This window comes from Acidovorax sp. LjRoot74, from assembly GCF_964254355.1.
Classification (GTDB): Bacteria; Pseudomonadota; Gammaproteobacteria; order Burkholderiales; family Burkholderiaceae_C; genus Acidovorax.
This window is the reverse complement of the sequence record NZ_CAXUTI020000001.1, coordinates 2913143-2937209: the sequence shown is the minus strand read 5'-3', so window position 1 is coordinate 2937209 and position 24067 is coordinate 2913143. Positions and strand designations below refer to the sequence as shown.

19 protein-coding genes are annotated in these 24067 nt (G+C 63.9%); 14 read left to right on the top strand and 5 right to left on the bottom strand.

Features of this window, described 5'->3' with window-relative positions:
- Window positions 1-2: 2 nt before the first annotated feature.
- Entirely contained in the window at window positions 3-764 is a 762-nt protein-coding gene (locus tag ACSQ3O_RS13775; protein ID WP_436139297.1) for a DeoR/GlpR family DNA-binding transcription regulator, read from the bottom strand.
- Window positions 765-922: 158 nt separating this feature from the next.
- Here ACSQ3O_RS13775 and ACSQ3O_RS13770 point away from each other — a divergent pair, with 158 nt between their 5' ends.
- Entirely contained in the window at window positions 923-1552 is a 630-nt protein-coding gene (locus ACSQ3O_RS13770) for an NUDIX domain-containing protein (RefSeq protein WP_436139296.1), read from the top strand.
- Window positions 1553-1565: 13 nt separating this feature from the next.
- Here ACSQ3O_RS13770 and ACSQ3O_RS13765 read toward each other — a convergent pair whose 3' ends face one another.
- Entirely contained in the window at window positions 1566-3059 is a 1494-nt protein-coding gene (locus ACSQ3O_RS13765; RefSeq protein ID WP_436139295.1) for a TIGR01777 family oxidoreductase, read from the bottom strand.
- Between the two features lie 28 nt (window positions 3060-3087).
- Complete coding sequence (locus tag ACSQ3O_RS13760; RefSeq protein WP_436139294.1) at window positions 3088-3780, bottom strand: DUF4166 domain-containing protein; 693 nt, start codon at window positions 3778-3780, stop codon at window positions 3088-3090.
- 197 nt (window positions 3781-3977) lie between these two features.
- On the opposite strand from ACSQ3O_RS13760, the gene ACSQ3O_RS13755 reads away from it, so the two are divergent.
- Together ACSQ3O_RS13755 and ACSQ3O_RS13750 are read left to right on the top strand one after the other, a co-directional pair.
- Window positions 3978-5819, top strand: a complete 1842-nt coding sequence (locus ACSQ3O_RS13755) for an ATP-binding protein (protein ID WP_436139293.1) — start codon at window positions 3978-3980, stop codon at window positions 5817-5819.
- Window positions 5816-7276: a sigma-54-dependent transcriptional regulator gene (locus ACSQ3O_RS13750; RefSeq protein ID WP_436139292.1), complete on the top strand. Its 1461-nt coding sequence runs from the start codon at window positions 5816-5818 to the stop codon at window positions 7274-7276. The genes ACSQ3O_RS13755 and ACSQ3O_RS13750 overlap by 4 nt, the downstream gene beginning before the upstream one ends.
- 123 nt (window positions 7277-7399) lie before the next feature.
- On the opposite strand, the gene ACSQ3O_RS13745 is transcribed toward ACSQ3O_RS13750, so the two are convergent.
- A complete protein-coding gene (locus tag ACSQ3O_RS13745) occupies window positions 7400-9805 on the bottom strand; it encodes a penicillin acylase family protein (protein ID WP_436139291.1) in 2406 nt (801 codons plus the stop codon).
- 141 nt (window positions 9806-9946) lie between these two features.
- Between ACSQ3O_RS13745 and ACSQ3O_RS13740 the strand changes: the two genes are divergently transcribed.
- Both ACSQ3O_RS13740 and ACSQ3O_RS13735 read left to right on the top strand, forming a co-directional pair.
- Window positions 9947-11053 (top strand): GlxA family transcriptional regulator, encoded by a 1107-nt coding sequence (locus tag ACSQ3O_RS13740; protein WP_436139290.1) that lies wholly within the window; start codon window positions 9947-9949, stop codon window positions 11051-11053.
- A 94-nt stretch (window positions 11054-11147) separates the two neighbouring features.
- A complete protein-coding gene (locus ACSQ3O_RS13735) occupies window positions 11148-12113 on the top strand; it encodes a class I SAM-dependent methyltransferase (protein ID WP_436139289.1) in 966 nt (321 codons plus the stop codon).
- On the opposite strand, the gene ACSQ3O_RS13730 is transcribed toward ACSQ3O_RS13735, so the two are convergent.
- Window positions 12110-12643, bottom strand: a complete 534-nt coding sequence (locus ACSQ3O_RS13730) for a flavodoxin family protein (RefSeq protein ID WP_436139288.1) — start codon at window positions 12641-12643, stop codon at window positions 12110-12112. The two genes, ACSQ3O_RS13735 and ACSQ3O_RS13730, sit on opposite strands and share 4 nt — an antisense overlap.
- Before the next feature lie 169 nt (window positions 12644-12812).
- Here ACSQ3O_RS13730 and ACSQ3O_RS13725 point away from each other — a divergent pair, with 169 nt between their 5' ends.
- From ACSQ3O_RS13725 to ACSQ3O_RS13685, 9 genes are all read left to right on the top strand, one after another.
- Window positions 12813-15617 (top strand): PAS domain S-box protein, encoded by a 2805-nt coding sequence (locus ACSQ3O_RS13725; protein WP_436139287.1) that lies wholly within the window; start codon window positions 12813-12815, stop codon window positions 15615-15617.
- A gap of 344 nt (window positions 15618-15961) precedes the next feature.
- Window positions 15962-19342 carry a DUF6531 domain-containing protein gene (locus ACSQ3O_RS13720; protein WP_436139286.1) on the top strand — a complete coding sequence of 1127 codons (3381 nt, stop codon included), beginning with the start codon at window positions 15962-15964 and terminating at the stop codon, window positions 19340-19342.
- The gene (locus ACSQ3O_RS13715; protein ID WP_436139285.1) at window positions 19339-20286 is read left to right on the top strand and encodes an RHS repeat-associated core domain-containing protein; all 948 of its coding nucleotides are present in this window, start codon (window positions 19339-19341) and stop codon (window positions 20284-20286) included. Before ACSQ3O_RS13720 ends, ACSQ3O_RS13715 begins: the two co-directional genes overlap by 4 nt.
- On the top strand, window positions 20286-20567 hold the full coding sequence (locus ACSQ3O_RS13710) for a colicin immunity domain-containing protein (protein WP_298450690.1): 282 nt from the start codon (window positions 20286-20288) through the stop codon (window positions 20565-20567). Before ACSQ3O_RS13715 ends, ACSQ3O_RS13710 begins: the two co-directional genes overlap by 1 nt.
- Before the next feature lie 56 nt (window positions 20568-20623).
- Window positions 20624-21586: an RHS repeat-associated core domain-containing protein gene (locus tag ACSQ3O_RS13705; RefSeq protein ID WP_436139284.1), complete on the top strand. Its 963-nt coding sequence runs from the start codon at window positions 20624-20626 to the stop codon at window positions 21584-21586.
- Window positions 21587-21595: 9 nt separating this feature from the next.
- The gene (locus ACSQ3O_RS13700) at window positions 21596-22207 is read left to right on the top strand and encodes a MafI family immunity protein (protein WP_436139283.1); all 612 of its coding nucleotides are present in this window, start codon (window positions 21596-21598) and stop codon (window positions 22205-22207) included.
- A gap of 24 nt (window positions 22208-22231) precedes the next feature.
- Window positions 22232-22528 (top strand): immunity protein TriTu family protein, encoded by a 297-nt coding sequence (locus ACSQ3O_RS13695; RefSeq protein ID WP_436139282.1) that lies wholly within the window; start codon window positions 22232-22234, stop codon window positions 22526-22528.
- 129 nt (window positions 22529-22657) lie between these two features.
- Window positions 22658-22870 (top strand): sugar-binding protein, encoded by a 213-nt coding sequence (locus ACSQ3O_RS13690; RefSeq protein WP_436139281.1) that lies wholly within the window; start codon window positions 22658-22660, stop codon window positions 22868-22870.
- Window positions 22867-23874: an RHS repeat-associated core domain-containing protein gene (locus ACSQ3O_RS13685; RefSeq protein WP_436139280.1), complete on the top strand. Its 1008-nt coding sequence runs from the start codon at window positions 22867-22869 to the stop codon at window positions 23872-23874. Before ACSQ3O_RS13690 ends, ACSQ3O_RS13685 begins: the two co-directional genes overlap by 4 nt.
- Window positions 23875-24067: the final 193 nt, after the last annotated feature.

The following is a 24067-nucleotide window of genomic DNA, read 5'->3' as shown; positions in this document are numbered from 1 at the left end:
GATCAGCCGGCTGCGATCTCCACCTTGGCGCCACCGGCCTGGAGCTTTTGGCGCAGCGCCTCAGGCGTGGCGGTTGGCACCACCAGCGCGGCCAGTTCGCGCAAGGGGGCCACGCTGAATGGCGATGCCGTGCCCAGCTTGTCGAGCGAGGCCAGCACCACCGTCTCTGCCGCCCGCTGGTGCAGGGCGCGCTTGACGGCGGCTTCCTCAAAGTCTCCCGTGGTCAGGCCGGCCTCGGCATGCACGCCGGTCACACCCATCAGGTACAGGTCGGCCCGCAACTGGGCGGCGGCCTCGACCACGCTGGCACCCACATTCACCATGGAATGGCGGAACAACCGGCCGCCCAGCACCAGCACCTCCACCTGCGTATGCCCCGCCAGCGCCACGGCCACGGTGGGGCTGTGCGTGACCACGGTGGCGCGCAAGTCCAGCGGCAGGTGCTGCACCACCTGCAGCGAAGTGGTGCCTCCGTCCAGGATCACCACCTGGCCGGGCAACACGAGCGCGGCCCCGGCGCGGCCCAGGGCGCGCTTGTCTTCGGGGGCCAGCTGCTCACGCACTTGCAGACTGCTCACAGCGGCCGAGGCGGGCAGGGCGCCGCCATGCACACGCTGCAAGCGGCCCTCGGCGGCCAGCTCGCGCAGGTCGCGCCGCACGGTGTCTTCCGAGATGCCCAGCTCCTCGCTGAAGGCCTTGGCCACGATCTGGCCGTCCTGCTGAAGTCGAGCGAGCAGTAGCTGTTTGCGTTGGGTGGTCAGCATGAGTGGTTGGACAAGGTGATTGCACGAAATTGCATGTTTGTGCATGATATTGCTTAAATCAACCTTGTCAAAACCATGCGCAAAACATCAGACCGCACTGCCTCAGCGTTGGCGCCTGCCGTACGTTGCCATCAACGTCATCCCGCAGGGAGCCTTGTATGAGCCGCCTCGTGCCCGATGTCCCCGTCGCCGAGCTGAACGCCCGCACCGAGCATGTAAAACTGCTGGAGGTGCAAGTGCTATCCGACAACTGGTACGTGCTGCGCAAGGTCACCTGCTCGCTGCGCAGGCGCGATGGCGAATGGCAGACGATGAGCCGCGAGGCTTATGACCGGGGGAACGGCGCTGCACTGCTGTTGTTCGATCCGCGCCGCAGCACGGTGGTGCTGACGCGCCAGTTCCGGCTACCCGCCTTTCTCAATGGCTGCGCTGACGGCTTGCTGATCGAGACCTGCGCAGGCCTGCTCGACGGCGACGACCCCGAAACCTGCATCCGCCGCGAGGCCGAGGAAGAAACCGGCTACCGCGTGCGCCAGCCGCGCAAGGTCTTCGAGGCCTACATGAGTCCGGGTTCGGTCACAGAGAAGCTGCATTTCTTCATCGCCGAATACGACCCCGCTGACCACATCCGCAGCGGTGGCGGCCTGGAGGGGGAGGGCGAAGACATCGAGGTGATCGAGATGCCGCTGGCCGAGGCCCTGGCAGGCATTGCCAACGGCACGATCCAGGACGGCAAGACCATCATGCTGCTGCAGCATGTGGCCTTGGGGTGGGGCCGGGCCCAGTAGCCCGGCCGCCGCATCACGGTGCCCCGCCGCCTTCGCCACGGGCCGCGAGATCCCGCAAGGCACTAGGCAGGTCGGGGTGCACAAACTGGTAACCCAGGGCCACTGCCGCCTGGGGCACCACGTTCTGGCCGTCCAGCAGCAGGGTAGACATCTCGCCCAGCGCCCAGCGCAAGGGGGCGGCGGGCATGGTCAACCACACGCGCTGCCCAAACGATGCGGCCAGGGCCTGCACAAAGCTGCGCTGCGAAACGCCGCCGGGCGCCACTGCGTTGATGGGCCCCTGCACATCGTTGCGGGCCAGCGCAAAGCGGATCAGCCCCAGCGCATCGGTCAGGTGGATCCACGGCGCGGCCTGGCGGCCATGGCCCAGCACGGCGCCCAGGCCCATGCGCGCGCTCAGGGCCTGCATCGGGTAGGCGCCGCCGCCGTTGCCCAGCACCACCCCCAGGCGCAAGCGCACCACACGCACGCCCAGTGCTTCGGCACGCCGTGCCTCGTGCTCGATGGCAGCACACAGGTCGGACTGGAACTCGCCCGGGCGCGGTGGCGCGGCTTCATCCAGCGGCTCCATCGACGCGTTGGGTGATGCGCCATAAAACCCCACGGCCGATGCGCTGACCAGCACACGCGGGCGGTGGTGCAGGCGCCGCATCAGCGCGACCACAGCCATGGTGGTGTCCACCCGGCTGGCCAGCAGCACACGCCTGCGCGCGGCCGTCCAGGGCATGCCCAGCACCCGCGCCCCGGCGAGCTGGACCACCGCGTCGATGCGGGTTTCTGGCGGGATTGCGTCCAGCGTGTCCACGGCCCACACGCCCGGGCCCAGACTGGCGCGGGCCTGCAGCACATCGCGCGTCAGCACGATCACGCGCTGGCCGTCCTGCACCAGTTGCGCCACCAGGGCGCAGCCCACAAACCCCGTGGCACCGGCGACCAGCGTGGCAGGGGCGGTGTGGTGCTGGCTGTTGCCCGGCACGGTCTGGGGCTGGGCTGCAGGTGCCGCTGCGCGGCGCAGGCGCAACACGGCGCGCAGGTTGCGCACGCTCCAGGCCCATACCCCCAGCGCAAACGCGGTGAACAACCACGACACCCAGCCATGGGGCGCGACCACCAGGTCGGTGGGCTGCTGCAGCCAGCCCCACAGCACGGGCGCCATCAGCCCCAGGAACAGGCCGTAGCTGATGGTCAGCAGCGTGTGCAGCACCCGCTCCAGCGGGGGCAGGCGCCGGGTGCGATCCTCTTCCAGAAAGTCCGCCAGGGTGATGCCCAGCTCGGTCAGCAGCAGGGCGGCAAGCAGGGCCGCCCAGGCGCCATGCCACGCAAACCAGGCCAGCCCGAAGAAGACGACGCCGTAGATCGCCTCGCGTGCCGCATGCAGCGCCAGTTCATACCGGGCCGATGGGCGATGGGGCAGGCGGGCCTGCAGCTCGTGGTGCCACCAGTTGTCAAACGCGCCCATGGCGGCCTGCACGGAGAGCAGCATAAAAAGAGGGGTCATGGCACTCATGGTCGGGTGTCCTTGTTGTTGTGTGCGCTCAGAGCGCGTTCAAAGAATAGTCAGGGCTGGCGTCTTCGGTGCAGGGGTCTGTGAACACCCCGGACTGGTGGAAGGTCTCCCCCCACCAGGGGTGCACCATGCTCAGCGTGAAGCGGAACTTCCCGCCACCCAGGTCGGTGTGCGCCACGCGGCAGGTGCCAGGGGTCAGCAGGGCCGGCACGGGGATGCGCAGATTCCCCCGCACCCACCAGAAGCGGCGGCTGCGAAACACCAGCGCGCCGTCTTCTTCCAGCACGTCCAGCGACATGGCCAGGCCGCCATCGGTGCGCTCCAGCAGGCGCCCATCGGGCCCCAGCTCCTTGGTGGATCGCACGGTGCGGTCCGCGCCGCTGTCGGTGCCGGTGTGAAAGCAGCGCTCCCACACCACACCACCGCGTCCGTTGTCGCTGACGCGCACGGTGGCGGGCAGGGCGGTGGTGTTGATGTGGGTGAGTGGGCCGCCCCAGACGCGGGTCAGCGCGGCATAGACATGGCCAACCAGCGAGCAGCGCAGGTCCATCTGGCCTTCATAGGCCACATCGGCATGTGCGGTGCCAAAGCGGCGTTGCACGGCGGCGGGCAGGCGTGCCCAGGCTGCGGCGCCCACCATGGCGCGCAGGTCCAGCGCCGGGGCAGGGTGGGCAGGGGCGGTATCACAAGTGCGGGGCGTGGGGGTGAACAGGGCAGACATGGCGGGCTGGGCAAGAGTGGCGGTTGCACTCCCTATTGCGAAACCCGGGCCAGGTGCTGAATGCACTGCAAGTGCTTGATTTCATTGAAATTCGCGGGTCGACCTGCATACTTGGTTTACAGTGCGCGCAGCCGCAATCGTTAACTCCAGGAACAGGTCCCCGCCATGCGCAGCGCTTCCACCCCATCGGTTCTTGCATGCTGATCCACGCCATCCTCGGGTTTTCGGTGCTCGAAACCCTGGTGCTGGCCGCCTTGTTGCTGGCCTGGGCCGACCGCGTGGCGGGCGCGCGCCTGCTGGCGGCGTTTTTGACCGGCATTTCGCTGTGGATGGTGGGCAACGAGCTGCCCAACTGGATCGGCCCCGAGGCTGAGCCCGTGGCCATGCGCCTGCTGGCCACGGCGCCCTTCACGTCGGCGCTGTTCTTTCACTTCTGCTCCGTTTTCTGCCGTGTGGACCTGGGGCGCTGGGGCGTGGCGGCGGCCTACGCGTTGGGGGGCGGTGCCACCGTGGTTTCCATCATCCTGGTGCCCGGGCATTTGATTCACCACCGCGACATTGGCTGGCTTGCAGTGGCCGACCCGGTGGGCATGGTGGCCAGCATGGCCTGGGTCATCCTGGGCATTGGCGGGGTGTGGGTGCTGCTGCACGCCTTGCTGCGCGCGCGCCGCCAGGGTGATAGGCAGAAGTTGCGGCAGATTGCGGCCGTCACCGCGTCGTGCCTGTGGGGCCTGCTGTGCCTGGCGGGCTATGGCATTGCGGTGCTTGATCTGCCTGTCTACCCGTTTCCGCTGCTGGGCCTGCCGTTCTATTCGCTGATCCTGGTGTACGGCATCCTGCGCTACGGGGTGTTTGTGGCCAATGCCTGGGCGCGCCGCGCCCTCGTGTGGGCGCTTCTGCTGGCGCTGGGGCTGGTGGTGGTGGCGCTCACGCCCTTGCTGCCGCTGGATTCGCGCTGGCTGAGCGGCCTGGCCGTGGCAGCCAGTGTGCTGGCCCTCAACGGCCCCGTGCGGCGGGTGGCCGAGCGGCTGGTGTACCCGGGTGCCGACGTGTCTGCTGCCGACCTGGCCGCCTGGCGCCGCACGCTGGGGTCGGCCGAAACGACCCAGTCCCTGGCCGAACAAGCAGCTGCCTTGCTCAGCGCACGCATCGGCACGCAGGTGGAAGTGCACATTGGCGAGGCCCCCGCCGCCGCCAGCAGCACGCCGCAGCTGGTGTGTGGCCGCGCGGGCGAGGTCTGGGCCGTGTCGTTGCAGGGCTGGGACGCCGCGCCCCCCGGACCGCGCCATGTGGCCGAGCTGTTTGGCACCGTGGTGGCCGAGGCAGCAGAGCGCGTGGAGCAGGCCCAGCAGTTTGCCGCCCGCGAGCGCGAGCGCCAGTTGCAGGCCCGCCTGGCCGAGTTGGGGGCCCTGGCGGCCACGGTGGCGCACGACATTCGCAACCCGCTGAACATCATCTCCATGGCGGTGGCCGCAGCGCCGGGCGACACGCGGCGCGAGGTGGCCGAGCAGGTGGCTCGCATTGCGCACCTTACGCACGACCTGCTGGACTTTGCCAAGCCCTGGAAGCTGGCCCCCAGCACCATCGATCTGGCGGCCCAGGTGCGCAACGCCGCCATGCGCCTGCCCGATGTGAGCTTTGGGCCGGGGCTGGAGCAACCACTGTGGCTGCAGGCCGACCCGCGCCGTGTGGACCAGGCGCTGACCAACCTGTTTGAAAACGCCCGCATGGCCACCGCACCCGGCAGCGATGCAGATGCCCCGGCAGCGGCCCGCACCCACAGCCATGTGCACATCGACGCCGAAACCACCGACACCACCGTGCTGCTGCATGTGTGCGACGCAGGCCCCGGCGTGCCCGCTGAAATCCGCGACCGGCTGTTTGAGCCCTTTGCCTCGCGCAGCCCCGGTGGCACCGGGCTGGGCCTGGCCATCGTGGCCCGCACCATGGCGGCACACGGCGGCACGGTGGCGCTGACCGAGCGTGCGCCCTGGAGCACCTGTTTCACGCTGAGCTTTCCCCGCTGGCCCGCCCCATGAATCCATCTTTCAACGACCCATCCGCCCCCCTTGCTGCGCAGAGCGTCGTGGGCGACTCCGAGGTCACCAGCGCGCCAGGCCACGGCCATGTCCTGCTGGTGGACGACGAAGCCGCCTTCCAGCGCCTGGGCGGTGCCTTCTTGCGCAGCCTGGGCCACGAGGTCACGCTGGCGGGCGATGACGACCAGGCCCTGGCCGCCTTTGCCCAGCGCCGCCCCGAGCTGGTCTTGCTGGACCTGGCCATGCCCCCGCACATGGACCCCGAGATGGGGCTGGAGCTGATCCCGCGCTTTGCCCCCGTGCCCGTGGTGGTGCTGACCGGCCATGGCGACCACGCGCTGGCCCTGCGCGCCACCGAGCTGGGCGCCTGGGACTTCCTCACCAAACCCATCGACCCCGACATGCTGCGTTTTGTGGTGGCGCGCGGGCTGCAAAAGGCCCGCCTGGATGGCGAGCTGGCCGCACTGCGGGCCGAGCAGGCGCTGGACGCCCAGGGCCTGGACGACATGGGCCTGGTGGGCCAGGCGGCGGCCACGGTGCAGCTGCGGGCGCTGGTGCGCCGCGTGGCGCCCACCCACGTCAGCGTGCTGGTGCTGGGCCCCACGGGCACGGGCAAAGAGCTGGTGGCGCGTGCCCTGCATGCCCACAGCGCCCGCCGCACCGCGCCCTTTGTGGCCATCCACTGCGGCGCGCTGTCGGCCGAGCTGCTGGAGAGCGAGCTGTTCGGCCACATGAAGGGCAGTTTCACCGGCGCCTACCGCGACCAGGCGGGCCTGGTGGAGGCCGCGCACGGCGGCACGCTGTTTCTGGACGAAGTGGGTGAAATGCCGCCGCCCATGCAGGTCAAGCTGCTGCGGTTCTTGCAGGAGGGCACCTTTGTGCCCGTGGGGGGCCGCGCGCAAAAGCGCGCCGAAGTGCGCGTGGTGGCCGCCACGCACCGCGACCTGGAGGCCATGGTGCGCGAAGGCACTTTCCGCGAAGACCTGTTCTACCGCCTCAAGGGCGTGGTGCTGCGCACCCCGTCGCTGGCAGAACGCCCCGCTGACATCCCGCTATTGGCCACGCGCTTTCTGCACCGCGTAGCGAACAGCGCCCGGCTGTCGGCCGACGCACTGGCCTGGCTGATGGCGCGCGATTGGCCCGGCAATGTGCGCGAGCTGAAAGCCGTGGTCGAATCCGCCGGTGCGCTGCTGATGCCCCCGCAGCGCGATGTGGACGCGCCCCTGCTGCAACTGGCCAGCGGCGACATGGCGGCCGAGGCCCCGGCAACCGGCACAGACACCGCGCCAGCCCCCACCGGCACCGGCCCGCTCGATGCCGCCCTGACCGAGCTGGAAACCCGCATGGTCCGCGACACCCTGGCCGCCGCAGGCGGCAACCAGTCCGAAGCCGCCCGCCGGCTGGGCATCTCGCGCGTGGGCCTGGTCAAGAAGCTCACGCGGCTGGGGCTGCGCTGACCCTGATTCCACCCGCAGCGGGGCAGCGGGTGGATCATTTGCTCATGGTTTGATAGCTAACAAGGCATGATGGACGCGCGGTAACGGCCTAAAAACCTTCAGATTTCCAGGCCATGGAGCCGTTCAAGGCCGCACCAGCCGCAGCGGCTCGCCCACGCGGGCCTTCACCACGTCGTCGCGGTGGAAGGGCAGGGTGTGCCAGCGCTTGGCCGAGAACTCGCGCATCTGGTCGTTGGCGTGGGGCGATGTGGGGTTGGTGGACTGGCCGTAGGTCAGGATGGCCTGGGCCACTGGGCCCTTGGCGTCGAAGGTCACGGTCTGCACGTAGCTCGTGCCGTAGTCGATGCGCAGGCCCGCCTTGTTGATGGGCGCGGGCTCCTGGCGACCCAGGTTGTTGAGCACGCCTTCAAACTCCTCGCCGCCGTGCAGCGCAATCGCTTCTTCGGTGATGGCGGGGCGTTGCACGCTGCCCAGGGTGGCGTCGAGCGTGTAGCCGCTGGTGCGGATGGCCTTGACGGCGCCGTCCAGGGCCTCCCACACCTTGGCGGCGGTGGTGGCGTCGTCCATCTTCAGGCCCGCCGGGGTGGCCACGGGTTGCGCAGGGTCGAAGGGCACGCGGTGCACGCCGGGGATGTTGCGCGCGGTGCGCCAGAACTCGCGGAACACATGGGCACCGCGGGCATCGACGTTGTTGCGGCGGTCCCAGCCTTTCAGGGCCGCGCAGCCGTCGCGGGATTCGGCCGTGGGGGCTTTGTCGCAGGCGGCCAGCAGGTCGGGCACCACCACCTGGGCCATGAAGTTGCGGTTCTGGAACAGCTGGTCCTGCATGGCCTGCAAGGTGACCTTGCCCCGGCCCAGCATCTCGGGGATTTCAGCCAGACCGGCGCGGGTGCGGGGGCGGGTCAGGCTGGCGTCGCCCACCAGGGGCGAGATGCCTTCAAACTTCTGCGCCGGGTGGGTGTAGACGAAGCTGTCGTTGCTGTTGTGCACCCAGTCGCTGCGCAGTGCCACGGGCATGCGGCCGATGGGGATGAGGCCGGGCACGGGCGAGGTGCTGTCCTCGCGCCAGGCGCAGTCGGCGCGTGCGCCGTTCAGCACCACCAGGCCCGCTGCGCCGCGCAGCGCGGCAGCGGGTTTGCTGGGGGCGCAGCGTTCCAGCTGGGCGGCATCCACATCGGGCACCACGCTGGTGTCGGTGTACAGCACGCGGCCGTGGCGGTCGGCCGCCAGGGTGTTGACCCAGGGCAGGCCCAGTGCGGCATGGGCCTTGTGCATCTCGCCCACCGAGGTGGCGCGCGCAAAGGCCAGGGCCGCGTCCATCATGCGGGTGTTGCCGGTGTTGGCATCGCGCAGGGCGTAGGCGGTTTTGTCGGTCCAGCCCAGGCCCGCGCGGGGCACCACCACCAGCGGGCCCCAGCGGGTGGACCACACGGTGTGCTCGCGCGTCTGCAGCTTGCCATCGGCGCCGGGGATCTGGGCGCTGACCTTGCGGGCCGTCATCTTCTCGGGTTTGCCGTCCACCAGGTAGGTGGTGGGGTCGCCTTCGGCCAGCGTCACTTCGTAGAAAGTGAAACGCTTGCCGGTAGACACGGTGTGCGACCAGGCCACGTCCTTGTTGAAGCCGATAGAAACCATGGGGTAGGTGCCAATGCCCACGCCCATCACGTCCATCTGGCCGGGGATGGTGAGGTGCATCTCGTAGAAACGGTTGGGGCCGCTCCAGGGGAAATGCGGGTTGCCCAGCAGCATGCCGCTGCGGTTGGCCGTCACGTCCTTGCCAAAGGCCCAGGCGTTGGAGCCCAGGGGCGAGTCGAGCAGGCCCAGGTCGCGCATGGCCTGGGCGGCATCGGCCAGGTTCACCTCGGAGGCGGGGGCCTGGGCGGCCTTCGCGGTGGGCGGCTGGGCGCCCAGCATGCCGTCGGCCAGCGCGGCAATGCCCGCCTGCACGGCCACCACCTCGGCCATGCGGTGGTATTCGGCCAGTGTCATGGGCTGCAGCCAGGGTTTGCCTCGGCAGGCCTCGGGCAGGGTGGCGGCGTTGTCGGCCAGGTAGCGGTTGTAGCCCGCCACGTAGCCGCGCGCCATGCTCTGCACCTGGGCGCTGGTGCGGGCCCAGCTGCGTGCGAGCAGGGTGTCGTCCATGTGGGCGGCCATGAACAGGTCGATCTGTTCGTTGGGGATGTAGCGGCGGCCCAGCAGGCCGATGGTCTTGGCGCCAAAGTGGGCACTGCGCTGGCCCCGCGCGGTCACGAGCTGGTCGGCCGTCATGCAGACGTTGTCCTGCGCATAGGCATAGGCCACGCCGTAGGCCAAAGTTTCGGGGTCTTGCGCGGTGATGTGCGGGATGCCGAAGGTGGTGCGCTCGATGGTCACGCTGCGGTTGGTGCTGCTGGCGCTGTGGAGGCCCGGCGCCGTGCCAGCGCAGCCCGCCAGAAAGAGGGCGGCGCTGGCGGCGGCCAGGGTGGAGAGGGCGGGCCGTGTGGAACGGGGGGTGGTCATGCCCGTGGGCAGGCCGGTTGGCTGTCGCATGGTGTGGTGTCTCCAGGTGTTGTGCTGTACCTGCCGTGGGCTTGGCCGGGCAAGGTGCTGTGGTTGGCGCCGCCATGCTACTGCCGGGTAACATCCAGATACGATGGTAGTCTGGCCACAAATAATGGCAATATCGCCACCATGCCTAGAGACCAACCCGAAGCTCCCGCCACCCCGTCGCCCTGGGGGGTGAACGTGGGCATCGTCTGGGGGCCGGGCAGCATTGCCAGCACGGCCGCTGCGGTGGTCGATGCCCTGCGTGCCATGAACATGCTGGCCGCCATGCGGGTCGGTGGCGCCCAGGCCCCCATGCGTTGGCACTGGCTGCTGGCGCCGGGCGAGGGCGGCGCCACCCCGCCGCCCGTGCCCGACAGCGGGGCGCTGCAAGGCCGCCTGCACGCCATCGTCGTCCCCGGCTGGCTGGTACCCACCGGGCCCCAGCTGCGCGAGGTGAGCCACCGCCACCACCAGCACTTTGGCGACCTGTTGCGCGCCCATATGGCCAGCGGCGGTGTGGTGGCGGCGCTGTTCAACGGCTCCAGCCTGCTGGCCGACTGCGGCTTGCTGGCCGGGCGCCAGGTGGCGCTGCCCTGGACGTTTGCGCCGTCCATCGTGCTGCAGTCCAGCGCCAGCGCCCCAGGCCCTGTGCAGGGCAGCGCACCCGTGGCCGAGGTGGTGTGGCAGCGCGACAAACCCTGGCTGCGCGACGGCCCCCTCTGGACGTCGGCCGCGCCGCAGGACACCCTGCCGGTGGTGCTGGACCTGCTGGCCCAGACGCCCGCCGCCGAACTGGCGCAGGCTGCATCGCATGTGCTGCTGTTCGATGCGCCGCGCCAGCTCACGGCCACCGCCACCATGGAGACGCCCACCGGCGCCCCCATGGGCGCGGGCAGCCTGGAGCAGGCCCGCCGCTGGCTGCAGGACCACCGCAACGAGCCCTACAGCCTGCAGGCCACGGCCCGCGCTGCCGCCACCAGCCCGCGCACACTGCTGCGCTGGTTTGCCCAGGTGTACGGCGAGAGCCCGCAGGACTACCTGCACCGGCTGCGCATCGCCCAGGCCCAGGCGCTGCTGCAGACCACCTACCTCACCGTGGACGCCGTGGCGCAGCAGTGCGGTTACAGCGACACGGGCAGTTTTCGCAAGATCTTCCACCGCGTGAGCGGCACCACCCCGGGGGCCTACCGCCAGCGCTTTCGGCTGCGCACCACGCGCAAGCAGTGGCTTGGTACCAACGGCCATCATTGATGCTGCTATAAAATGCGTAGCTATCAAGGCATATGCAGAAGGCGGTAACGGCCTTTTTTGCTTGAATTTTCTGACCACCCAACGCCCGCCCTCCATGCAAGCCCTGCTCGACGCCATCGCCACCATGCCCCTGCCCACCGAGGCGCAGCGCGTCTTCCATGGCCGGGGCGGGCTGCACCCGGGGGCGGAGCAGTGGGTGCTGGATGCCTACCCGCCCGTGTGGGTGCTGACCAGTTTTGCGCCCGCCACCGAGGACGAACTGGCCACCATCGGCGCCGCGTTGCAGGCCCGCTGGGCGCAGATTGCCCCGGCGGGCGAGCCGCTGAACTGGGTGTTCCAGCACCGGGGCGAGGCTTTGCGCATCGAGGGCCGCAGCGAGACACGGCTGATGGCCGGGGCCGTGCCAGACCCGCACATCGTGACTGAGGCCGGGGCACGCTACCGGGTGCATGTGCTGCGCGGGCAAAACCACGGCCTGTTCCTCGACATGGCCGCCGGCCGCCGCTTGGTGAGCGACTACGCCGCCGCGCGCAGCCAGGACCGCTACGGCCTCAAGGTGCTCAACCTGTTTGCCTACACCTGCGCGTTTTCGGTGGTGGCGCTGCAGGCGGGGGCCAGGCAGGTGGTCAACGTGGACATGAGCCATGGCGCCATCGGCATCGGGCAGCAGAACCACCAGCTCAACGGCATCACCACTGGCGCGGCGTTTTTGCCGCACGATATCTTCAGCAGCTGGGGCAAGATCACGCGCAGCGGGCCCTATGGCCTGGTCATCGTGGACCCGCCCAGCTACCAGAAGGGCAGCTTTGTCGCCACCAAAGACTACGCGCGGTTGATGCGCCGCCTGCCCGACCTGCTGGCCCCTGGCGGCCACGCGCTGCTGTGCCTGAATGCGCCCGAACTGGGCGTGAACTTTCTGCAGGACCAGATGCGCGAGCTTGCGCCTGAACTGCAGTGGGTCGAACGCGTGGCCAACCCGCCCGTGTTTGTCGACGTGGAGCCCGAGCGCGCGCTCAAGGTGCTTGTTTACCAGGCGCCGGAGCTGGCCCAGCCGGTCTAGAAGATACCTATCGCCAGCCCCACCGCCAGGGCCTCGCCCAGCGCCCGGCAGCGCGCCAGGTCGTCCGCGCCGATGTGTTTGGGCGCCTGGATGGCCTCGGGCGTCTGCGCATGGGTGCACACGATCAGCGGCTCGGCCACCGCGTTCAGGCGCCAACCCGTGGCGATGCGCGCCATCTGCCGCGCCGCGTTCTGCCCGTCGCTGCCCGCGCAGACCAGCAGGGCGTAGGGGCGGCCATTGATCTGGTCGAGCGCGCCGTAGTAGCAGCGGTCAAAAAAGTCCTTGAGCTGCCCGCTGATCGCCGCCAGGTTCTCGGGCGTGGCAAACACATAGCCATCGGCCGCCAGCACATCGGCCACCCCGGCCTCTGCAGCGTGCAGCAGGCGCACGGCCACGGTGGGCTCGGCGGCCTGGGCGGCGGCCTGGGCGGCGGCCTGGGCGGCGGCACAGGCGGCCTCGGCCATCTGGCGGGTGCCGCCGGTGGCGGAGTGGTAGACGACGAGCAGCGTCTTGACGGCGGGTTGGGACATGGGCGCAGCATAGCCCCTGTGGATGGGGGGGCAGGCTGCGGCCCCTGCCTCGGTTTGTGCCCTTGTTTCCTCCAAAGCCACGGGTTTGCACGAGGGGTTTCACGAGGTTTTGCCCCCAGGCCCGGTGCCACAATGTGCCGCTACAGAACTTGCAGCCGCAGCCGTTTTCATGACCCCGGTGCCTCCCGTTTCCCACTGGCTGCAGACCACCCGCGCCAGGCTCACCCTGCTGTTTGGGGGCACGGCCGTGCTCACCGGGCTGGCCATCGGCTTTGTGGCTGACGAGGTGCTGAGCCGCCATCTCACCGAACTCAGCGGCCAGTCGCTGATGAATGCCAGCCAGCCGATTGCGCTGGCGCTGTCTCAGGGCATGCTGGAGCGCGAGCGCGAGATATCGCTGCTCAGCCACCTGCCCATGGTCACCCGGCCGGACGGGTATGGCCCGCAGTTGCAGGCGCACCTGGAGCAGATCCGGCAGTCCTACCCCTTTTACTCATGGATCGGCCTGACCGACGACGCAGGCGTGGTGCAGGTGGCCACCGGCAACCTGCTGCTGGGCCAGAACGTGTCGCAACGGCCCTGGTTTGGCGCAGGCAAAAACGGCCCCTATGTCGGCGACGCCCACGACGCCGTGCTGCTGGACAAACACCTGCGCGAGTCCGGAAGCAGCGTGCCGCTGCGCTTCATGGACTACACATCGCCCGTGCGCGGGCAGGACTCGGTCTTCAAGGGCGTGATCTCGGCCCATGTGAACTGGGCCTGGGTGCAGGACATCATCCGCCGCTCCAGCCCCGCATCGGTGGCCCGCAGCGGCATGGAGGTGCTGCTGGTCAACAAGGACGGCGTGCTCAACGCCGCCGGGGCCGTCGAGCTGCCGCGCTCTGCGCTGCCCATCCTGCCCAGCCAGGGCCAGTTTCAGGTGATGTCCTGGGGCGAATCGCCGGGCCAGCGCTACCTCACCGGCCTGGTGCCGGTGCCTTCGCAGACCATCACCGACCTGGGTTGGCTGCTGGTGGCGCGCCAGCCGCTGGACCTGGCGCTGCAGCCCATCAACCAGCTGCACAGCATTGTGGCCGTGCTGCTGGCGCTGATGACCGTGATGCTGGTGGGGGCGGCCTACTGGGCGGCACGGCGCTTCAGCCAGCCGGTGGAAAAACTGGCCGACGCCGCCCGCCAGGTCGAGGCCACCGGGCGGTTTGCTGCGGTGGACTTCAAGACCGAGACCGTGGAGTTTCAGCACCTGCGCTCGGCACTGCAAAGCATGACCCAGGGCCTGATTGACGGGCGCGTTGCGCTGGAGCGCGCCAATGCCGATCTGGAACACCGTGTGCAGGAGCGCACCGAGGCCCTGCACCAAAGCGAGCAGCGCTACCTCTCGATCCTGGAAGACCAGACCGAAATCATCTGCCGCTTCGACGGCGGCAACCGCCTGACTTTTGTGAACGACGCTTTCTGCAGGCTGTTCAATTTCAAGCGAGAGAACCTGCTGGGCCGGGTGTGGGCCCCCGTGGTGCACCCCGACGACTATCCGCAGGTGGCGCAGAAACTCGCCACCGTGACACCCGCCAACCCGGTGGTGGTGGTCGAAAACCGCGTGTTTGCAGGCGATGGCCGTGAGCGCTGGTGCCAGTTCAGCAACCGCGCGCTGTTTGACGACGACGGCCAGCTCGTGGAATGGCAGTCGGTGGGCCGCGACATCACCGAGCGCCGCCAGCTGGAGGCTGAACTGGCCCGGGCTTCGGACCGATTCCAGGACCTGTACGACAAAGCCCCCTGCGGCTACTACGCGCTCGACCGCCACGGCAAGTACGTGCATATCAACCAGCAGACGCTGTCCTGGCTGGGCGTGGGCCGCGAGGAGGTAGTGGGCAAGCTGGGGGTGGCCGACTTTTTTGATGCCGAAGGCCAGGCGCTGTTTGCGAAATTTTTCCCCATCTTGCAGGAGACCGGAAAAATCGGCCCCCTGGAGCTGATCCTGCTGGGCAAAGGAGCCGCACCGCGCCGGGTGAGTGTGTCCGCCACCGCGATCCGCGATGCGGCGGGCGAGTTTGTGATGAGCCGCTCCATCATGTACGACGTGTCAGAGCTGCATGCGGCGCGGCAGGCGCTGCACACCCTCAACCAGGAGCAGCAGGCCATGCTGCACAACGACCTGATCGGCATTGCCAAGATCAAGGACCGCGTCATCCTGTGGCGCAACCCCGCGCTGGAGCGGATCTTTGGCTATGCCCCCGGCCAGCTGCAGGGCCACACCACCGAAGAAATGTATGTAGACCGCGAAGACTTCCTGGCCTTTGGCCGCGACGCCTATGCCGTCCTGGCCTCGGGCCAGCACTACCGCCAGCAGCGCCGCATGCGCAAGCTCAATGGCGAAGAGGTCTGGATCGACGTGAATGGCGTGGCGCTGAATGCCGATGGCGAATCCCTGTGGCTGATGCAGGACGTGACGGCCATGAAGCAGTACCAGCAGCAGGTGGAGCACATCGCCTTCCACGACAGCCTGACCCGCCTGCCCAACCGCCTGCTGCTGGCCGACCGTGTGGCCCAGGCGCTGGCTCTGTGCGACCGCACTGGCAGCATGGCCGCGCTGTGCTACATGGACCTCAACGGCTTCAAGCCCATCAACGACCAGTACGGCCACGACATGGGCGACGAAGTGCTGCGCGTGACCGGCCAGCGCCTGCTGGAACAGGTACGCGCCAACGACACGGCGGCGCGCATTGGTGGCGATGAATTCGTGCTGCTGCTCACCGCCGTCATCGACCCCGCCGAAATCACCGTGGCCATGGGGCGCGTGCTGAGCGCCATCGAACAACCTATCGACCTGGGCGAAGGGCGCGTGGTCCGGGTGTCCGCCGCCGTGGGCACCGCCCTCTACCCCCAGGACGGCACCAACGCCGCCGACCTGCTGCGCCGGGCCGACCAGGCCATGTATGTGAACAAGGGGCATGTGTCGGCCGAGCGCAGCCGGTAAGAAGCGCGCTCAGGACCTGAACGGCCCTGTGCGGGCCACAAAGGTGGCGGGCCCTGCAGCCGCTGTTCGCGCACCCAGGTAGAACAACGCCCGGCGCTGGCAATATCGGAATAGTTTATTCAAGTTATAAAGAATAGCGTTATTTATATTCTGAATTATTTGTTGAGAATGATTTGCATTCAGCATATGGCTTTGTCAATATGAAATTGAATGCACAGGGGTAAGGTGGGGGCTTTTCGTGGCTGCTTGTTCTCCGGTGTAAATTGCGAAAAAGTCGTCAACTCCGTTGACTCTTATAGAGAATCGAGTGATGACGTGTGTCCAATTAACCGAGGGAGGGTGAAATGCGATATTTCATGAGAGGGCTTGGGCTTTTTATTCTTTCGGCCTCTGCGCTGGTGAATGCTCAAGAGGTGATACCCGATTTTTACAAGGAACCGGGAATCCAGCCGAACCGTGACTTTGTCAATCAAAGCCACAATGAGAATATTGATCCTTTCACCGGGGCATTGCAACGGCACTATGTGGATCTCCGCATCCCAGGAAACGGTGGCTTCGATCTAAATATTATTCGGTCGTACAACAGCAGCAATGTGAATCCAGCCAACGCTGGCCAGCCAAAGACGACAGCCGGCTGGGGCTGGAGCATGCATTTTGGGCGCATATTGCGTGCCCGCGAAGGGCAGCCATGCGTCAACATGAACAGCCAAACGGTTGCCGACAACCCAACACTGGAACTGCCCGACGGCAGCAGACAGCTGTTGACTTTTACAGGCCAAACATCTCCCCTGGCGTTGTCCACCCAGCGCTGGCGGGCAGAGTGCTATCCCGGCGGAAATGGGATGGTGGTGACATCTCCAGATGGCGTCAGCTATGAGATGACCCAAGCTGTCGGCTCTGGATCGTCCGCCGCACCTGTCTATGAATGGCATACCAAAAAAATAACAGATCGCACTGGCAATACCATCACGATCAGCTATGTATCAGGCGCAAGCCAGGAAATTCGCAGCATATCCACCAGCGATGGAAGATCGGTGTCATTCAGTTACTACGACTCGGGCACCGTATCGGCCAGAATCAGAAGCATTACTGGTGCAGGAAAAACATTTCAATATAGCTATCAGCCATCTGGAATATCTGGAATCTACCAACTCTCCAGTGTCACCCGGCCAGATGGGAGTACATGGGCCTATGGCTACGATGGTAACAATGGGTCTTCTGCGGGCAGCTATTTGATGCGGTCTGCCAAAAGCCCTTTTGGCGGCACCATCAATTATTCTTATGCCTTCGTCTATTTTGATTCTCAATCAAATCCAGGCAGCCGCTCCAATGTGGTCAGCAGCAAATCCTTGAGCACAGGGGGAAGCTGGTCGTTCAACTACGATCCAGGCGGCCCCGGCTCACTGGATGCAACTACCGTCACCAGCCCCGCAGGGACCACCACTTACAAGCACATTGGTCCCAACTATGCGGGCCCGGGCACCGTGTGGAAGGTAGGTTTATTGGTGGAGAAGAGGATCGGTAGCACACAGCTGGAGCAATACACCTGGCAAGGCCAGCAAATCTCTTCTGAAACTTATGTGCGCCCGGGCGCCTTCGTGACCAAGTTCGACTACTTGCAGACCAACGCGCCCATACTGACGCAGAAATTGATTAGCCGTGATGGTGCCACCTATCGCACCGATTTCAGCAATTTCGACTCCTATGGCAATGCCCGGTCCATCACCGAATCCGGACCGAACGGCGGCAGCAAAAGCACCACCAGAAGCTACTATGTCAACACGACGAAATGGATTATCAATCAGGTCCAGAACGAAAGTTCATCAGGTGAATCAATTAGCCGCAGCTTTGACAGCAACGGTAACCTGAGCAACGAGACTAAAAACGGAATATCTATCAGCCGCCAATATGACTCCGATGGCAACGTGAGCAGCGTCACATTTCCAAGGTCGTTGACACACCGCTATTCCAGCTACATGCGTGGCGTGCCACAGACCGAAAACCAACCCGAAGGTGTGACGATTTATCGCCAGGTCAACGATGCGGGCAATGTGACTTCCGAAACAGATGGCAGTGGGCGTACAAATCGTTATGGTTACGATGACTTGAACCGTATTACATCCATTGACCCGCCAGCAGGCAACAGGGTGACGGTCACATATGGCACCAACATCCGCACAGCATCGCGCGGGGGATTGACAGAAACCACCAACTACGACGATTTTGGCCGTGTGACTAGCGTAAATCGCGGCGGTATTGTTACCTCTTTTTCAGTCGATCCATTGGGCCGCACGACGTTTGAATCCAGTCCTAACGGCGGATCAGGTAAGAACTATTCTTATGATGTATTGAACCGCTTGGTGCAAGTCACCAATCCTGATGGGTCGTCTAGAACCATCACCTATGGCGGTGCATCTAAAACAATCCGAAACGAAAGAGGGTATTCCACCACCTACAGCTACAGGGCTTATGGAGACCCCGACAAAGTGTTTTTGATGGGGATTTCTACGCCCGACAGTGCATCGTCCGTGAGCTATGCGCGAAACAACAAAGACTTGATCACATCTGCCGCCCAGGGTGGGGTAAGCCGAAGCTTCACTTACAACACTGCCGGATACATGGTTTCAGCCACACACCCTGAACTGGGTGTTGTCAACTATGAGCGCGACGCAGCTGGAAACATGACATCCAAAAACGTGAGCGGCACGGGTTCTATTGCCTATTCTTACGATGGCTTGAATCGATTGAGTGCAGTCAATTATTACGGGGCTGCCCCGTCGGTGACGCATTCCTACGATGGCGCGCATCGCTTGCTGAGCACCACTACGTCCGACGCAACGCGCCGCTTCACGTACGACAGCAACGGCAACATCCGGACCGAAGAGCTTGCAACCTCAGATATATCTTGGTCGGCCCAGTACGGGTACAACGGCAATGACCAACTCACATCCATTGTTTACCCCCGCTCGGGTGAGACGGTTTACTACGGCGTCAACAATCTTGGGCAGCCAACCTCTATCACAGGTTATGTCACCAGTGCCAGTTATTGGCCGTCCGGGCAGATTCAGCGTATCGCCTATGCCAATGGCACTTCTTCTGAATATGGCCAGAACTCTCGACTGTGGCCCTCGTCATTTTTTACTTCCAAATCAGGAAGCTACTACAACCGGTCTTCCTTTGGCTACGACACGGTTGGCAATCTCACGTCCATCAGCGATTCGACGGCCCCCGTCTACGGCCGAACATTTGGCTATGATGAAATGGACAGGCTGACCAATTTCTCCACCCCGCAAGGCAGTGGCAGAGTTTCGTACAACGGTGCCGGGAATATCACCGATTACAACGCCCCAGGCCTTCAGCTGTCTTATTCTTACGACGGAAATAATCGTTTGAACAGCGTGTACAGCACTCCCAACACTTTTACTGCAACCTATTCCTACGACGGTCTCGGCAACATCGCCAGCGGAGGCGGGCGAACCTACACCTACGACGGCGTTCCCAACCTCAAGTGTGTGAACTGCGCCACGCCCGCCACCAGCATCCAGTACACCTACGACGGAGACCAAAAGCGCACCAGGGTGAGCCAGGGGAACATCAAGACCCATGAGTTTCACAGCGTGCACGGCAACCTGCTGGCCGAATACACCCCGGGCTCGCCCGGCAAGCTAGTCCAGTACATCTACCTGAACGGCAAGCGCATCGCCCAGAAGGAGTCCGCGCAATGACTACGACGATGACGATGACAACAAAGACCGCCAGGCTCCACGCCGTGTGGGTGCGCCTTGCCGCGCTGCTGGCCCTGCTGCTGGCCCTGGGTGTGCTGCTCCCCCAAGCCAGGGCACAGACAACAAGCATCACGTTTTTTCACAACGACGTACTGGGCAGCCCGGCGGTGGCGACAGATGCCAATGGCGCTGTGGTCTGGAAGGAAAGCTACCTGCCTTATGGGCACCGGCTGCAGGCGCCTGCGGCGGGTGCCAACAACAAGCTGTGGTACGCGGGCAAGCAACTGGATCCCACCACCGGGCTGTCGTACATGGGGGCGCGGTACTACAGCCCGGTGGTGGGGCGGTTCATGGGGATCGATCCGGTTGAGTTTCAGGAAGAAAATGTTCATTCCTTCAACCGGTACGCATACGCAAACAACAACCCCTACAAGTATGTGGACCCGGATGGCAGACACCCTCTGCTGGTGTTCGCAGCGGTTGGATTGTTCATGGTGGACTTTCACCATGCAGCGACGAGCAATGAGCCGTTTACAGGCGTTGGCGGTAGCGTAGCTCCTGCTGGGGCCAAACTTGCTGGCGTGTTTGCGAAGTCGGGTACTTCAGAAGTTAGTCTTGTCGCAAAGGGGGCAACTGAGGGGCTCGGCTTTACCCGATCGCAGCTCCAACACGGTTTCAAGCACGCGAAGGACTTCGGCGTAGGCGGCAACGCAAACAACAAGACGTTATCCGAGTTCAGTTCGGCGCTTCAGTCGCATGTTGATGCTGCCGGGACCCGTGCGATCCAAGGGACTTACCGCGGGAATTCCGTGACGCACCACGTCGATCCGAGCACCGGCCTGAATGTCATTCGCGACTCTTCGGGCAACTTCTTGTCTGGCTGGAAGTTGAGCCCGCAGCAGCTCCAGCACGTGTTGACTACCGGAAAGCTGGGAGGCGGCTGATGAGCAATGCTCTTGTTGACTACGGGGCGCTGCTTGAGCAGTTCCTCAACGGCGCGATGTCAGTAGAGGAGTTCCAAGGGACTTACCTCGATCGCTTCAAGAACGAGGGGCAGCTGGATGAGCCGCTGTTTGAATTGCTCGATGAGCTCTTCGGCGATGTGGACTCGTTCACCGCAGACCAACAGCTGCTGACTGAGAACCCTGGGTTCTACCTTGATGAAGCAGGGCTCCGGGAGAAAGTTCGGAACGCAGTGAGCCGCCTGTTGGCCTTGAAAAGGTAGCTGATCCAGTACATCTACCTGAACGGCAAGCGCATCGCCCAGAAGGAGTCCGCGCAATGACGACTACGACGATGGCGATGACAAAGACCGCCAGGCTCCACGCCCTGTGGGTGCACCTTGCCGCGCTGCTGGCCCTGCTGCTGGTTTTGGGTGTGCTGGCCCCTCAAGCCAGGGCGCAGACAACAAGCATCACGTTTTTTCACAACGACGTACTGGGCAGCCCTGCGGTGGCAACAGATGCCAATGGCGCTGTGGTCTGGAAGGAAAGCTACCTGCCTTATGGGCACCGGCTGCAGGCCCCTGCGGCGGGTGCCAACAACAAGCTGTGGTACGCGGGCAAACAGCTGGACCCCAATACCGGCCTGTCGTACATGGGGGCGCGGTACTACAGCCCGGTGGTGGGGCGGTTCATGGGGATGGACCCCAAGGGAATCGTTCCAGAAGACCCGCACAGCTTCAATCGGTATGCGTATGCGAATAACAACCCGTACAAATACGTTGACCCGGATGGTCGGACTCCGGTAGCGGCGGTGGCCGGCATCGGAATTTTGGCAATTGGAGGGGCCTACTACGCGCTTGCGCCGCCGAGTAAGCAACAAGAGATGCGCCAATCGATAGAGCGTCTCTCGCGCGCAATTGGTAATGCTTTGTATTCTGAGTCGGCGGGGTCTGGGGATGGAACAAAAGCCGAACCAAAGAAAGGCGAGGCGCCCAAACCAAGTCTCCTGGACCCCAAAGGCGAAACTCACGTTCTGGATGGGGATGCAACTGGAGGAGGTCATGCGCCGGGCACCGGTAAACCAGGTAAGAGCGAATTTCCTAGCGGTTGGTCGCGCGAGAAAATTGCAGGAGAAATCTCGGATGTAGCGACAGATCCAAGTTCAACTACATCGCCGGGGCGCAATGGCCGCACTGTTGTAAACGGTACGCGTGACGGGGTAGACATCCAGGTGATCGTCGAACCAAACGGTCGGATCGTTACCGGCTACCCAACCAACGTGCCACGCAACCCACGCTAAAAATTAATGATGTCCAATTTTGATCTTGTCGAATCACTGCTATCCAACCTGCTGAATGCCTCTGAAGGTGATTTATCGGACGCAGAGCGTGCAGAAGTTCAAGCATTTATTGATGTTGGTGAGTATGGCTTAGCGCTTGAGACTACGGCTGACATCTATGCGGAGGAGAGGAAAATTCCCTCGACCGAAGTTTTGTCATTGATAGAGCGGTTGGCAATTGCTATGTCGATGGAGCCTGAATCAGTGCTGGTGCGTTTGGCGAGGTATCAAATGAACGTTGACAAGAATCGATTGCTGTCGCAAGTCAATGCACAACTCGCGCAGACTTGCGGTGAAAAAGCCTCCAATCTGCTTCAGGATCCGCAGGTTCGACCGGTTGATGGAGCGCCGACAAATGAAGAGGTGCAGGAGCTTTTGCCGACGCTGAAAGCCCGCCTGGAAAATTCTCAACGAACTGGCAAGCCTATCTACGGACTAGAACAAGTCATTGCAAGCTTGGTCGCCTGCAATCTGTCTGATGTTGTTATTGGTTACGGTTACATTTCCCCTAGGGCGGCGGGTAAATTTTATCTCCATGGCAGGGATGGACGATTTTTAGGAGCGACTATCGTTGATCGTTGATAATTAGTTAACATCGAGTCGGCAATGCTAAATCAATTCTTGGATTGGGGTAATGAAAAATGCTTAGTGCTTATTCAGCATGGCTATAGTGCTTCAGTTGTTCCCTGTGAAGTATCTTCAAATACTGGGGCAATAATGGATGTTAGTAGCAGCAGTGCTATGGGAAGAATTACTGCATGGAGTAGTGGAGATGTTTATTTGGAGGTTCTTGATAGTGCGTCAGAGAAGACGACTTATAGCAAGCATTTGTCTTTGTCGGGCTCATTTGATTTTGATGTTGAGTTTTTTGATTTTTTTTCAACCTTAAATTCCGCACTCTGAAAGTACAGTTTTGAATACTGTCGTTTATCAACAATTCGACGGATAACCTGTTCATATGATGGTCTCGGCAACATCGCCAGCGGAGGCGGGCGCACCTACACCTACGACGGCGTTCCCAGCCTCAAGTGTGTGAACTGCGCCACGCCCGCCGCCAGCATCCAGTACACCTACGACGGAGACCAAAAGCGCACCAGGGTGAGCCAGGGGAACATCAAGACCCATGAGTTTCACAGCGTGCACGGCAACCTGCTGGCCGAATACACCCCGGGCTCGCCCGGCAAGCTAGTCCAGTACATCTACCTGAACGGCAAGCGCATCGCCCAGAAGGAGTCCGCGCAATGACTACGACGATGACGATGACAACAAAGACCGCCAGGCTCCACGCCGTGTGGGTGCGCCTTGCCGCGCTGCTGGCCCTGCTGCTGGCCCTGGGTGTGCTGCTCCCCCAAGCCAGGGCACAGACAACAAGCATCACGTTTTTTCACAACGACGTACTGGGCAGCCCGGCGGTGGCGACAGATGCCAATGGCGCTGTGGTCTGGAAGGAAAGCTACCTGCCTTATGGGCACCGGCTGCAGGCGCCTGCGGCGGGTGCCAACAACAAGCTGTGGTACGCGGGCAAACAGCTGGACCCCAATACCGGCTTGTCGTACATGGGGGCGCGGTACTACAGCCCGGTGGTGGGGCGGTTCATGGGGATGGACCCCAAGGAGTTTTCACCCGAGAACCCGCACAGCCTGAACCGCTATGCCTACGGCAACAACAATCCCTACAAGTATGTGGACCCGGACGGCAAAATTGCCGAGACGGTCTGGGATGCGTTCAACCTGTCCATAGGTTTCCACAGCCTGGTGAGCAACGTCCGCGCGGGCAACTGGAGCGGAGCGGCGGTGGATGGCGTAGGCATGGCGCTGGATGGGGTGGCAGCCGCTGTGCCACTGATGCCTGGTGGGGCTGCTGCGGGTATTGCGGCTTATCGAGTGGGGAATGTCGCAGTCAAGGGATTGCCTGATTCGGCCTTGGTTTGTCGCGGTGGAGCATGTAAAGCCGATAACTTTCTAAATGGATCTGGTGTTACTCGGGCTGGCGACGGAACATTGAACGGAGTCTCTACGCAGAGCCGAGCAGGCGCTTCCGTTGACGACCTCGCGAAGCCCTTCAAGAACAACCAAGTAGGCGTTACAACTGCTGGCGACATTCGACGCGCAGGTGGTAGGGTGACGGCGGACGGCCACCCTGGGAACCCAAATCATGCAACTGTTGATGGTTTGACAGAGCATCAACTTGAAAGGCTTTTCTCTCCGACTCGCCCGAATCCTGTGCCTCCGGCGCAACGTGGCTTCTAAGATGTAACTATGGTCAAACCTGTATTTTTAGTTGATTTCAACGAAATGTTGGAGGCGGACCTCGTGTTGCTGGCTAAAGAAGACACGAGGGCTGACATTCATGGCAACGTTGTCTCTCTGACGGAGGGAATGGACGTTTCTCTGTGCATGGACGACACCGACACGAAAGGGTGCAGCGACGTCTTGGTCGCAA